Below are 12672 nucleotides of genomic sequence, written 5' to 3'. Positions count from 1 at the left end.
AAAAACTTAGATATTGGAGTTATTGCTTGACGGAGTGAATACAATGAGTGAAATAAAAATGTACAGGCACCGTATGTTATGAAAGAACTGCTTAAGGAGAAATTGCCTCCTAATGTTTGGAGTTTTTTGAAACAACTAGCGTCTCGCGTTCTACGAATTTGGTATCGAATCATTAATATCGTTGCGTCTTTAATCTTGGCATTATTGCGCTTACTGCCCAAAAGATTGTTAGTTGAAGTTAAAGAACGACTGTCAATTACGGTGAAGATGGACTATGCACGATCTGATATTTACTTATATTCCGATTCAGTAACCGAGTACGTGGTTCGTACGAATTCATCTAGAAAAGAACCAGAGACAGTGCAGTGGATCGAGACTTATGTAAAACCTGGAGATATATTTTTTGACATTGGTGCGAATACAGGCTCTTATTCATTTATTGCAGATTGTCACACAAGGGGGCTGGCCAAGATTTATTCCTTTGAACCCAGCTTTTCTACATACGCTCAACTAGTTCGGAATGTTAACTTGAATTCATGCCAGGAGCGCATTGTTCCATTGTGCATTGCTCTCTCAGATGAAACATATCTTGGCGTCTTAAATTATAGTAGCCTTGCCCCGGGAGCAGCATTGCACGCCTTAGGTTTGCCGATTAATAATCTCGGAGAGGCATTTAAACCAGTTTTTAAACAACCTGTAATAAGTTATCGGATTGATGATTTTATTAAGATGTTTCGCATGTCCCCTCCAACGCATATAAAGTTGGATGTGGATGGCATCGAATTAAAAGTTCTTAAAGGTGTAGTGGAAACATTGCAATACCCGGGATTACGGAGTGTTCTGGTTGAAATTGAACCTAGTTTGGAGACATCTGAGCAAATTGTGGGATTTCTTGGGTTGTATGGTTTTCATACTCACATAATAAAAAGCCATGGCAGAAGTGAATCTTCCACCTGTAATTATATATTTACTCGCGACTAGGCGGAATAAAAAAATATGCTGAGGAGCAATATTATTGCAAATTTTATTGGACGTGTTTGGCCAAGCCTATTGAACATTATCTTGGTTCCGGTTTATTTGCATTTTCTTGGGGTTGAAGCATATGGCTTGGTAGGTTTTTTTGTTTCCCTTCAGGCGCTCATAAGTTTTTTGGATTTAGGCTTAAGTACAACAACAAACCGTGAAGTTGCATTGGATCTTAACAAGCCAGAAAATACACGTAAAATCCAGACATTAATCCGCACGTTTGAAATAATATATGGATCAGTTTCAATTATTATTGTATTTTGTTTTTATTTTGCATCATACTGGCTCTCTTCAGATTGGATTACCACAGAAAATTTGACTGCTGATACAGTTCGATTGGCGGTAATAACATTTGGGGCAACTCTTGCCGTTCGATGGCCTATGGCGCTTTACATCGGGGTTTTGCAAGGTGCTGAGAGGCAGGTTTATTATAACTTCTTATCCATTGTGATGACCACTGCTCGTGGAACTGGTTCTGTGTTGGTGATTATTTATTTGTCACAAACAATTCTTGCATATTTACTCTGGAATCTCTTGTTTGCTCTTGTGGAGTTGATCGTTATGAGGAGTGCTGCGTGGACGATCTTGAGATCCATGAGAGGGAAAGGGGCCCGAGTTGATTTTTCTTTATTTAAACTGGTGTTGCGTTTTAGTGCATCTGTTAGTCTTAATTCCCTGTTTGCTGCTTTTCTAAAGCAATTGGACCGTGTTTTGATAAGCAGTTTATTGTCTTTGCGTCAGGTTGGTTATTACACAACTGCGAACACAGCCTATATGGCGATCTCTTTGTTTGCTACGCCATTTTCTTCTGCTGCATTCCCGAGGTTTGCTTCATTAATTGCCGACCAGAACCACGAGGCGTTGGCTGCTACATATCACAAACTTGCAAAGAGTGTTTCTTTTGTTGTTGCTCCAGTTTCCAGTATCATGTATTTTTATTCTTACGACATCCTTTTGATCTGGACCCGATCATCGGATGTTGCGATTAATTCAGCGCCCACCCTTTCCGTTTTGTCCATTGCGGCCATGTTTAATTTGATGATGTATATTCCATATGTGTTGCAGCTTGCTGCGGGTATTACTTGGATTGCCTTGTGGAATAACGCGATAAGTTTGGTTGTTCTGCTTCCACTTATGTATTACCTGATTCATCGACATGGCATTGCGGGGGCAGGGGTGGCATGGGTCTTTTTTAATATAACTTATTATTTGATTGTGCCTCAGGTTATGCATCGATATATCCTGCAAAAAGAAAAGTTGGACTGGATATTTAAAGACACATTGTCGTTCATGTTTATCAGCTTTTCTATCTTTGGCTTATCATACTGGTTGAAATCAAACTTCAATTATTCTTTTATTATATTTTTGTGTTTAGGAGGAATGTTTTACCTTGTTATTTGTTTGACTGTCTACCCTCTATTTTTTTTCTTATTAAAGGATTTCATGTTTGCATTTCCCTGGATTGAGAAATTCAAGAAACCTTAGCAATTTCAAAGAGGTAGGATGAAAAATAAAATTATCTCCCTTGTTAATCGTTACAGGCGACAGAATAAATTTTTGGACCGTTGGCTTAAGTTTTTCATAAAATGGATGAATGTAAAACAAACTGGGCATCCAACCTGGTCGAAGACGTTAAATGCAAGCAGGGCAATGTGGGATTCTTTTTTGATTGAATCAAAAAATGGTTCCAAAATATTAATCGGCACCAGCATTGGACAATATTTTGCTGGAACAAATTTGGAAAGTGTCTTGGCGGTTGCACTTACACTAAGAGGCGCAGATGTCCATGTTCTATTGTGTGACTCTTTTTTGCCCGCTTGCTTTGCTTGTGATGTTTCATGGTATCCAAATCGAAAAACATTTGTGAAGTATGGTCCTAGTAAGGACTTGTGTAAACATTGTTTTGCTCCTGCTAATAAATTATACAAGTCGTTGGGAGTTACTGTTCATAAATATGGTGACCTTGTTACAACGGAAGAGCAGCAATGGGCTGACCATCTTTCTACGACGATAGCAGTTAATGAAATAGCGGGCTATACATTTGAAGGTTGTAGTGTGGGTGAACATGCGATTGCAGGAACTTTGAGATTCTATGCGCGCGGCACTTTATCCGGGGAACCTGATACCGAACCAGTTTTGCGACGTTTTTTTAAGTCTGCTTTGTTATCTACTATGGCTGTGCAGCGCCTGCTTAAGAAAGTGGATTTTCAGGCTGCGGTATTTCATCATGGGATTTATGTACCGCAAGGTTTAATAGGTGAAGTTGCGCGTAAAGAAAATGTACGAGTGGTAAATTGGAATCCCGCTTATAGAAAGAAGCGTTTTATATTCAGTCATCAAGATACATATCATCATACACTAATGTCGGAGCCCGTTAAGGATTGGGAAGATATTCGATGGAATCCTGAAGTAGAGTCCGACTTGTTGGATTACTTAAAAAGTAGATGGGAAGGATCTCAGGATTGGATTTGGTTTCACGAGCATCCTTACTTTGACTTGGGTAAAATAACTGAGGAAATAGGCGTTGATTTTTCCAAGCCATGCATCGGGATGTTGACTAATGTTTTATGGGATGCCCAGCTTCATTATCCAGCAAACGCATTTCCGAACATGTTGGATTGGGTAATGAAGACGATCGAGTATTTTGAAGAACGTCCTGATTTGAACCTTTTAATAAGAGTTCACCCGGCAGAGATACGTGGTACTGTTCCCTCAAGGCAGACAATTGTAGAGGAAATCAAAGAAAGGTTTCCTAACCTTCCAAAAAATGTTTTCGTAATCCCTCCTCAGAGTCATATTAGCACTTATGCTGCTATGTCAACATGTGATTCAGTGATCATTTTTGGAACAAAAATGGGTGTGGAACTAACCAGTATCGGAATCCCTGTGATTGTTGCTGGTGAGGCGTGGGTTCGCAACAAAGGCATTACTCTTGACGCGTCATCTGTTGACGGGTATCTTGGTTTGTTGGATCAGTTGCCATTAAATAAGCGACTGGATGAAGAAAAAATAAAACGTGCTCGCAAATATGCATACCATTTCTTTTTTAGACGGATGATACCTTTAGAATTTTTTGAGCCAACGGGCAGGAGTTCGCCGTACCGTGTTACTGTGAAAAATATAAGTGAGCTTATACCTGGGCAATCCATTGGGTTGGATATTATCTGCAACGGTATTTTGAATAACACTCCTTTCATTTACCCGGCTGAAGATTTTGTTTCATCTTAATCTTAAAAGGTTGAATCTTTTGCGTATTCTTAAAGTTCATAATTATTATGTTCAGCCAGGCGGGGAAGATACTGTGTTCCACGCAGAGGTGGAACTTCTTCGTTCGTATGGTCATGAAGTAATAACATATGTTGAGGATAATAAAAAGATCGAGCAAATGAATAAGGCAATTGTGGCATTGCAGACAGTCTGGTCTTTTTCATCGTATCGAAAAATAAAGCAAATCCTTGAAGACGAAAGACCTAGTGTTGTTCATTTTCACAACACGTTTCCGTTGATTTCCCCCGCCGCATATTATGCGTGTCGGGAATTGCGAATTCCGGTCGTTCAAACTCTTGATAATCAAAGATTAATATGCCCGTCTGCGAATTTTTTTTCGGGACGGGAAACTTTGCCTGGAATGTCTGGGAACAAACATACCATGGCCGGGTGTGTTGCACGCTTGTTATCATAATTCCCGGCTGCATACGGGGTTGTAGCTTCGATGGTGTCGATCCATCGATGGTTAAAAACCTGGCAACAAATGGTTGATATATTTTTATGTTCAACTAATTTTTATAAAGACTTGTTTATTCAGAGTGGTTTCCCCTCCGAGAAGATTGTTGTCATGCCGCATTATGTTAGACAATTGCCTTACGTAAGCGCAAAAGATAAAAGTGGAGAGTATGCTTTGTTTGTTGGGAGGCTTGATCCTGAAAAAGGAGTGGAAACCCTTCTCGAAGCGTGGCGTTTATTGAAAATCCCATTAAAAATTCGTGGAGATGGGCAATTAACCTTGCAAGCAAAACAATTTGTTGAACTTCACCACTTGAATCATGTTGAATTTGTTGGGCGACTAAGCGAAGAAGAGTTATCAGATTTGATCAATAAAGCGCGTTTCTTAATTGTGCCATCAGGAGGATATTACGAAACTTTTGGTATGGTAATTGTTGAGGCATATTCAAAAGGCGTTCCGGTGGTTGCGTCAAATCTCGGAGTTACAAGTGAGATTGTTTCCGATAAATATACGGGGCTGCTATTTGAATCTGGAAACCCTCGTGATCTAGCCGATAAAGCTGCATGGATGTGGGATCATACAACGGAGGCTGATACAATGGGGCGAAATGGATTGGAGTTTTTTGAGAATTATTATACGGACAAACGTTGTTATCATACACTTATTAAAGTGTATGATGAATTGATCGAATCAAGATGACGACAGTGCTAGACATCTACCTTGATGCAGTAAACTACTCTCAAGCATCGAAGATGATTGGTGAGTGGGCAGCCCATAAAGAAGGGCGATTTGTTTGTGCTGCGAACACACACATGATAATGGAATCTCACGATGTGCCATTATACAAACAAATAATAAACTCATCAGACCTTGTTGTTCCGGATGGTATGCCCGTTGTTTGGATGATGCGTCTAAAAGGACAAAAAGACCAGCGGCGTGTTTACGGTCCGACGCTGATGCTGCATGTACTGGATTTGGCTGCATGTAAAAAAATCCCGATTGGCTTTTACGGCGGCTCCCCCGAAGTTTTAGGCAAATTGATTCTAAAAATGCAAGAGCGCGATTCCAAGAATTACAGATCGTTTATGCTTTTAGCCCTCCTTTTCGTGATTTGAACGAATCCGAAAAAAGGATGTCGTTCAAGAAATAAAAAACTCAGGTGCGCAAATTCTTTTCGTAGGGCTTGGTTGCCCCAGACAGGAAGTTTGGATGGCAGAACAACGGAATGCCATCAATGCTGTCATGCTTGGGGTTGGCGCCGCGTTCGACTTTCATGCGGGCGTGAAGCCACAATCCCCTGCGTGGCTGCAAAGACTTGGATTGGAATGGTTCTTCCGCCTTTTGACCGAGCCGCGACGGTTGTGGCGGCGGTATCTTTATCACAACCCGCGCTTTGTAACTTAGCAATTCTAGACCTGCTTGGGGTTTATAAGTAGCATGCTTCGAAGATTCTCGATTAATTTTGCTCTTTTTTCAATGGTGTTGGATATGCTGGCGGTTTCGACAGGGTTAAAACTTGCAGTGTATGCCCGCCCTTTTTTTAATAGTATTCCATGGTTTAAGGTGATAGAGACTCCGGGGCTGGTTCCATTAACTTTGTATTTTCTCTTTCCCTTGATCTGGGTTTTGATCTACTCTTCTTTATCAATTTACGACGGACGGAAATATCTGCGGGTCTTTGACGAATTTTCCGCGCTTACTTTTGCTATGTTGATCGCGTCTGTTTCAGCGGCAGGGATTCTGTATTTGTCCTACCGTCAAGTTTCGCGTGCATTATTCCTTCTGTTTATCCTGATCGTTTATCTGATATGCCTTGCCTGGCGAATTTTGATTCGAATTTATTTTCGTAGTCAAAAAACACCTCCAGAAAAGAAGCGGCATATTCTTGTTGTTGGTGCAGGTGCGCTGGGGCAGAAGGTCAAAGAGCAATTGCTGATTTCACCGTCGCTCGACCTTGAGTTTGAAGGGTTCGTTGACGATGCATCCATGAAAGCTGTCGACCCAACCTTGTACCTGGGTGCAGCGGAGGAAATCCGTGAAGTGCTTAATAAACATTCGATCACAGATGTCGTTATTGCATTGCCTCATTCTGCGTATTATCAAATGGGGGATATCGTTCAGCGAATGGAAGACCTGCCTGTAAGAGTGTGGGTTGCGCTGGGCTTTTTTGATCTGGCTTTATACAAAACGTCCATAGAAGATTTTGCCGGAATCCCCATGCTGGATCTAAGGGCATCTGCCATGGATGATTACCAACACATGCTCAAACGCGGCTTTGATGTGACCTTCGGTCTTGCTGCGCTTGCGCTTGCTCTGCCACTTATGGCATTCTCTGCGCTGTTGGTTTTTCTGGACGATGGCGCGCCGATCTTTTTCAAGCAGGCACGGGTTGGCGCGAACGGGCATTTATTCGAAATGCTCAAATTCAGGACCATGGTTAGAAACGCAGAACAATTGCAAAGTCAGGTAGAGAAGCGAGATGAAGACGGAAAAATAATTCATAAAACCAGGTCAGATCCACGCGTTACCAGGGTTGGTCGATTTCTTCGTCGCTTTAGTCTGGATGAACTGCCGCAATTCCTAAACGTTGTACGGGGCGATATGAGTCTCGTTGGTCCGCGCCCTGAGATGCCACATTTGGTGGATAAATACCAACCCTGGCAACGCAAACGTTTTGCCGTGCCCCCGGGCATTACCGGCTGGTGGCAGGTGAATGGACGCAGTGACCGCCCCATGCACTTGAACACAGAGGACGACCTGTATTACATCCAAAATTATTCCATTCTTTTGGATATTCAGATATTGATCAAGACTGTTTGGGTTGTTCTCTTTGGTAAAGGAGCATATTAATGATTGCATTTATCCAAGTTAGGTATAAAGTAATTGTTGAAAGCTTGTTCTTGATTCTTGTTTTTTATTTTGCGAACATTCGCGCTTTTATTGTTTCAGATTTATACCCAACTGTTGATGGAATTTACGCGCGAGCCTGGCGTGAAGTTGTTTTTTGGTTGATTGCTGTCTTGTTTATGGTATATCTAATTAAGTGGGGTAACTTAAAAAACCAGTATTTGCAGTTATGGAGACTTCAGCCTGGTTTGGTAGTTTTTGTATCGTTTTCGCTGGTTTCTGTGATTTGGTCAACTTCATGGCTGGTAACTTTGCATCGTAGTTTGGTGTTTTTTTTAGCCTCTTGTGTGGCTGTTTATATCGGAACTAAATACTCAATTTTGCAACTTATGAAGATTTTGTTTTATTTTAGCTTGTCAGTAATGGTCATGAGTTTTTTGTTTATTTGGCTGCTTCCAATGGGGGGGACTGATACAAATCCACCTTACAATGGGGCGTGGCGGGGAATTTTTTGGCATAAAAACCATTTTGGGAATATTCTTCCAGTCTTTGTTCTCGTATACTTGATGCTGTTTTTTTCGCCAAAAGTAAAGATAGACAGTTTAGTTAGGATAGGTTCCGTCTTTCTTTACTTCGCTTCTTTGGTTGCTGCATTTTATTCAAAATCTGCTTCAGGCTGGATGGTAATGTTCTTGCTCCACGTTGGCTTCCTTTCCCTGTTTGTATGGATAAGAATAAGGCACGCTTTACGACCCGTGCATTATTACTATTTACTATTTTTTGTTTTTATTCTGCTTTTTGGGGTGCTGCTAAATATAGATTTTATTTTTGGTTTATTTGGTAAAAATGTAAGTTTAACCGGCCGCATTCCAATGTGGGGGATTTTATTTCGCGAGGTGTTCCCTTTACGCCCTTGGTTCGGAAGTGGATTTGGTACTATTTGGGCGGATCGTGATTTTCGTATTTATATGCGTGACCTTGCTGGTTGGGGGTATCCTATAATGATCGGAGATAATGGTTTTATTGACATTTTGCTTAACTTGGGATTGGTCGGGCTTGTTTTGTTTTTAATTTACTACTTAAAGATTTGGATCAATATTGTTCGTAATTTATTGAAGCCGATCGAGATTGAGGGATATTTCCCTGTTTTATTGTTTTTTATTACGTTTTTGGCAAATCTTACTTTTAGCTTATTTTTTGAGACTGAAGTTTTTGTTTGGATTTTAATGGTGGCGGTCTCCACTATTACCCTGAAGGAAATAGTGCTTTTGGATAAGAAAGACGAAACGTATGCAAATAAGTGATCGAATTAAATTTTAAAAAAGCACCGTCATTGCCTGGACCTTGCAGCAGGTACGCATGTAATGCGGCTGCTCTCCCAGTACTTGCATAATGGGCAAGTATCCCGACGAAGCAATCCCAAGATTTGAGAGAGGTGTCGGAAAAGGCGAGACTCACAATGACGGAATTCTACAAGTTATCTCAAAAATACCTTGTCACCCTGAGGGAGCGTTTTTTGCGACCGAAGGGTCTCTTACATTAGGGGTAGAGATCCTTTGCTATCGCTCAGGATGACATTTTGAGACAGGTTCTAATTATTTTTTTATTCGACCACTTAGACAGCGCCCGAGTTTTGTGGGATGCTCAGAGATTACTTCCCAAACCTCTTTTGCCATTCGAATAATTTGTTTAATGCCTCGATCGGCGAAAGTGAATTGACATCGATATCCTTCAATTCATCAAGCAGCGGATTGGTCTCCGGGAACAGCGCCACTTGTTGCGCTGCTTGCGGGTTGATCTTCACACCGCGTGCTGCTGATTTTTCAAGCTCAGCCATGATCTCATTGGCGCGGCTGATAACTGGAGCGGGCAAGCCTGCCAGTTGGGCAACGTGAATGCCGTAGGATTTGTCCGCGCCGCCTGCAATGATCTTGTGCAGGAAAACCACACTACCATCCGCTTCACTGACGGCGACATTGTAATTGCGTACGCCGGGTAGTAACTCGGCAAGTTGCGTTAACTCGTGATAATGAGTTGCAAACAAGGTCTTTGCACGCAGTTGCGGATGATTATGAATGTATTCGATGATGCCCCATGCAATGGACAAACCATCATAGGTTGAAGTGCCGCGCCCGATCTCGTCTAGGATCAATAAACTGCGATTCGTGGCGTGATGCAAAATATTCGCCGCTTCGACCATCTCGACCATGAAGGTAGATTGCCCAGCATGGATTTCGTCCTGCGCGCCGATGCGGGTGAAGATGCGGTCGACCAAACCGATTCGAGCCGAAGCCGCGGGCACGAATGAGCCCATCTGTGCCATCAACGCGATCAAAGCTGATTGCCGCAAATAAGTCGACTTGCCGCTCATGTTCGGACCGGTAATGACCCGCACGATCTCGCCTTTTTCAAAGATGACATCGTTAGGAATGTAACGGTCAGACTTCAACAACTGCTCAACGACCGGATGCCGCCCTTCGTGGATCTCCAGCTCGCTTCCTTCGTGGACTTGAGGCTTGGTGTACCCATTCAAAGCTGCCACTTCGCCGAGAGCGGATAGCACATCCAGTTCGGCGATAGCGCGTGCCGTTGCAAGGATCTTATTTGCTGCTTTAGCGAGTTCTGCGCAAAGTTCCTTGAAAAGACGAGTTTCGATCTCTTTGACGCGTTCTTCGGCATTCAAGACCAGCGTTTCGTATTCTTTCATCTCTGGCGTGATAAAACGCTCGGCATTGACCAAAGTTTGCTTGCGGATGTAATGCTCGGGCGCTTTATCTGCCGCGCCGCGCGAGATCTCGATGTAATAGCCAAAGACTTTGTTGTAGCCGACTTTGAGAGTCTTGATGCCAGTCTTTTCACGCTCCACAGATTCAAGGTTGGCGATCCACTCCCGCGCATGTTTGGATGCATCCATCACGCCATCGAGTTCTGCCGAATACCCAACACGGATGACGCCCGTGTTTTGCAATGTCGCGGGCGGGTCATCATCCAATGCGTTTTGTAGAATCGACAATTGCTCGCTCAATAAATCAACATAAGGCAACTGAACTTCTTTCTTCTTCCCTCTTTCTTCCAACGCCTGCAAAATATTTGGCAGCGAGCCGATTGTTGAGCGCATCGCCACCAGATCGCGCGGCTGCGCCTGCCCGGCGATGACGCGGTTGATCAGGCGTTCCAAGTCTGCGATCGGTTTGAGCGACTCGCGCAGTTCTGCCCGCATCATGCCGTTTTGAACGAAATGTTCTACGCCGTTCTGGCGTTTCGTAATGCGTTCTACATTCAACAACGGCTGGCTGACCCATTGATGGATCATGCGTTTGCCCATCGGGGTAATGGTTGCGTCAAGTGTGCCGAGTAGCGAGCCTTTGCGCTCGCCGCGCAGGGTTTCATCCAATTCCAAGTTGCGGCGGGTGGATGAGTCGAGGGTCATGAACTCGTTAAGGCTGTAGGAGCGCAGGGAATTCAACAAGTTGAGTGCGTCGGGTTGAGTTTCTTTGAGGTATTGAATGATCGCCCCAGCTGCGCGGACAGAAAGGCTGTTCGCTTTCAATCCAAAGCCATCCAAGGTAGATGACTTGAACTGCGTCAGCAGGACTTCATTACATTTTCCAGGTTCGAACTTCCATGCAGGTAATGGCGTGGTGTGACCAATGATGCCATCGGGAAGTTTTTGATTATCGGGGTAGAGAATTTCAGCAGGGTGGAGGCGTGTCAATTCGGCGCGCAGGGCTTCAAGCGGAAGCTCGGTGACGGCGAATTCTCCAGTGGTCACGTCGGTATAAGAAACAGAGGCAACTGTCCCTGAGGGTGAGGCGGAAGAGTCCAAGATCACAGAGGCGAGATAGTTATTCGCGTCACCAGGCAAGAGTCCCGGTTCGGTCACAGTTCCGGGAGTCACCACACGTACTACTTTGCGTTCAACCAATCCCTTGGCAGGCACTTCGCCGATCTGTTCGCAGATGGCAACGTGATAGCCCTTTTCGATCAGACGCGAAAGGTAATTTTCAACGGCGTGATAGGGAATGCCCGCGAGCGGCACGCGCACACCGCCGCCGACGGGGCGGGAGGTGAGGACGATATCGAGTTCGCGCGCGGTGATCTCGGCGTCTTCATCAAAGGTTTCATAAAAATCGCCCAGACGGAAAAACAGGATCGCGTCGGGGTGTTTCTTTTTTTCATCGAGATACTGCCTGCGGACGGGAGTGATATCTTCGTTGGACATGCTCTGATTTTACTATGTCCGAAAGACTTGGGCTATAATTTGAGCCGCATTCGAAAAAATTCACCACGCATGCGTGGTTACACTCAGGAGTTCATATGTATAAATTGGTTTTAGTCCGTCATGGACAAAGCACTTGGAATCTCGAAAACCGCTTCACCGGTTGGACGGATGTTGAACTGACAGACCTCGGCAAAGCCGAAGCTGCCGAGGCTGGCAAGTTGTTGAGCGAAGCGGGTTATGATTTCGATATTGCCTACACCTCTGTTCTCAAGCGCGCCATCAAGACCCTCGGCATTATTCAGAATGTGATGGATCGCGACTGGCTGCCTGTTATTCGGGCGTGGCAATTGAACGAACGTCATTATGGGTCGCTGCAAGGCTTGAATAAAGCCGAGACTGCTGAGAAATTTGGCGAAGATCAAGTAAAAGTTTGGCGACGTTCGTATGATGTGCCGCCCCCAGCTTTGGAATTGACCGATGAACGTCACCCGAAATTTGACCGCCGCTACGCCTCACTGACTCCTGAACAGTTGCCAGCCACTGAGTCACTTAAGATTACGCTGGATCGTGTTCTGCCCTATTGGACAAGCACCCTCGCGCCTGAGATCAAAGCGGGCAAACGTTTGCTCGTCGTCGCGCATGGAAATTCCATCCGCGCCTTGGTGAAGTATCTCGATGATGTTTCCGAAGCCGAAATAACTGAATTGAATATTCCGACGGGTTTACCTTTAGTGTATGAGTTGGACGACAATCTGAAACCGATCCAGCACTATTATCTTGGCGACCCTGAAGAAGCGGCAAAGAAAGCTGCTGCTGTGGCGAACCAGGGTAAAGTGAAATAAATATTCAGAAA

10 protein-coding genes are annotated in these 12672 nt (G+C 43.9%); 9 read left to right on the top strand and 1 reads right to left on the bottom strand.

The features are described from left to right. Positions 1-78 precede the first annotated feature (78 nt). The 8 genes from IPG80_RS15920 to IPG80_RS15885 all read left to right on the top strand — a co-directional run bounded on the left by IPG80_RS15920 (position 79) and on the right by IPG80_RS15885 (position 8901). Positions 79-981: an FkbM family methyltransferase gene (locus tag IPG80_RS15920; RefSeq protein WP_345108701.1), complete on the top strand. Its 903-nt coding sequence runs from the start codon at positions 79-81 to the stop codon at positions 979-981. A gap of 15 nt (positions 982-996) precedes the next feature. Continuing rightward, entirely contained in the window at positions 997-2511 is a 1515-nt protein-coding gene (locus IPG80_RS15915) for an oligosaccharide flippase family protein (RefSeq protein ID WP_345108699.1), read from the top strand. A gap of 18 nt (positions 2512-2529) precedes the next feature. Beyond that, positions 2530-4254 carry a capsule biosynthesis protein gene (locus IPG80_RS15910; protein ID WP_345108697.1) on the top strand — a complete coding sequence of 575 codons (1725 nt, stop codon included), beginning with the start codon at positions 2530-2532 and terminating at the stop codon, positions 4252-4254. Positions 4255-4777: 523 nt separating this feature from the next. Continuing rightward, positions 4778-5449 (top strand): glycosyltransferase family 4 protein, encoded by a 672-nt coding sequence (locus IPG80_RS15905; protein ID WP_345108695.1) that lies wholly within the window; start codon positions 4778-4780, stop codon positions 5447-5449. After that, positions 5446-5865 carry a WecB/TagA/CpsF family glycosyltransferase gene (locus IPG80_RS15900; RefSeq protein ID WP_345108692.1) on the top strand — a complete coding sequence of 140 codons (420 nt, stop codon included), beginning with the start codon at positions 5446-5448 and terminating at the stop codon, positions 5863-5865. Before IPG80_RS15905 ends, IPG80_RS15900 begins: the two co-directional genes overlap by 4 nt. A gap of 4 nt (positions 5866-5869) precedes the next feature. Further along, a complete protein-coding gene (locus tag IPG80_RS15895; RefSeq protein WP_345110139.1) occupies positions 5870-6154 on the top strand; it encodes a WecB/TagA/CpsF family glycosyltransferase in 285 nt (94 codons plus the stop codon). A gap of 33 nt (positions 6155-6187) precedes the next feature. Beyond that, positions 6188-7600: a sugar transferase gene (locus tag IPG80_RS15890; RefSeq protein WP_345108689.1), complete on the top strand. Its 1413-nt coding sequence runs from the start codon at positions 6188-6190 to the stop codon at positions 7598-7600. Beyond that, positions 7600-8901, top strand: a complete 1302-nt coding sequence (locus IPG80_RS15885; protein WP_345108686.1) for an O-antigen ligase family protein — start codon at positions 7600-7602, stop codon at positions 8899-8901. Before IPG80_RS15890 ends, IPG80_RS15885 begins: the two co-directional genes overlap by 1 nt. Positions 8902-9248: 347 nt before the next feature. On the opposite strand, the gene mutS is transcribed toward IPG80_RS15885, so the two are convergent. Next, positions 9249-11819, bottom strand: a complete 2571-nt coding sequence (gene mutS / locus IPG80_RS15880; protein WP_345108684.1) for a DNA mismatch repair protein MutS — start codon at positions 11817-11819, stop codon at positions 9249-9251. Positions 11820-11914: 95 nt separating this feature from the next. Between mutS and gpmA the strand changes: the two genes are divergently transcribed. Continuing rightward, positions 11915-12661: a 2,3-diphosphoglycerate-dependent phosphoglycerate mutase gene (gene gpmA, locus IPG80_RS15875; protein ID WP_345108681.1), complete on the top strand. Its 747-nt coding sequence runs from the start codon at positions 11915-11917 to the stop codon at positions 12659-12661. The last annotated feature ends 11 nt before the right edge of the window (positions 12662-12672 follow it).

Origin of the sequence: Candidatus Villigracilis vicinus (assembly GCF_016702885.1) — a bacterium.
GTDB lineage: Bacteria > Chloroflexota > Anaerolineae > Anaerolineales > Villigracilaceae > Villigracilis > Villigracilis vicinus.
Note: the sequence above shows the minus strand (reverse complement) of the source record. Positions and strands in the feature narration are given on the sequence as shown.

Excerpts from the sequence above, each read along its gene's own strand:
- gpmA (WP_345108681.1), top strand. The coding sequence starts at position 11,915 with ATGTATAAATTGGTTTTAGTCCGTCATGGACAAAGCACTTGGAATCTC.
- IPG80_RS15900 (WP_345108692.1), top strand. The coding sequence starts at position 5,446 with ATGACGACAGTGCTAGACATCTACCTTGATGCAGTAAACTACTCTCAA.
- IPG80_RS15905 (WP_345108695.1), top strand. The coding sequence starts at position 4,778 with ATGGTTGATATATTTTTATGTTCAACTAATTTTTATAAAGACTTGTTT.
- IPG80_RS15910 (WP_345108697.1), top strand. The coding sequence starts at position 2,530 with ATGAAAAATAAAATTATCTCCCTTGTTAATCGTTACAGGCGACAGAAT.
- mutS (WP_345108684.1), bottom strand. The coding sequence starts at position 11,819 with ATGTCCAACGAAGATATCACTCCCGTCCGCAGGCAGTATCTCGATGAA.
- IPG80_RS15890 (WP_345108689.1), top strand. The coding sequence starts at position 6,188 with ATGCTTCGAAGATTCTCGATTAATTTTGCTCTTTTTTCAATGGTGTTG.
- IPG80_RS15915 (WP_345108699.1), top strand. The coding sequence starts at position 997 with ATGCTGAGGAGCAATATTATTGCAAATTTTATTGGACGTGTTTGGCCA.
- IPG80_RS15885 (WP_345108686.1), top strand. The coding sequence starts at position 7,600 with ATGATTGCATTTATCCAAGTTAGGTATAAAGTAATTGTTGAAAGCTTG.
- IPG80_RS15920 (WP_345108701.1), top strand. The coding sequence starts at position 79 with ATGAAAGAACTGCTTAAGGAGAAATTGCCTCCTAATGTTTGGAGTTTT.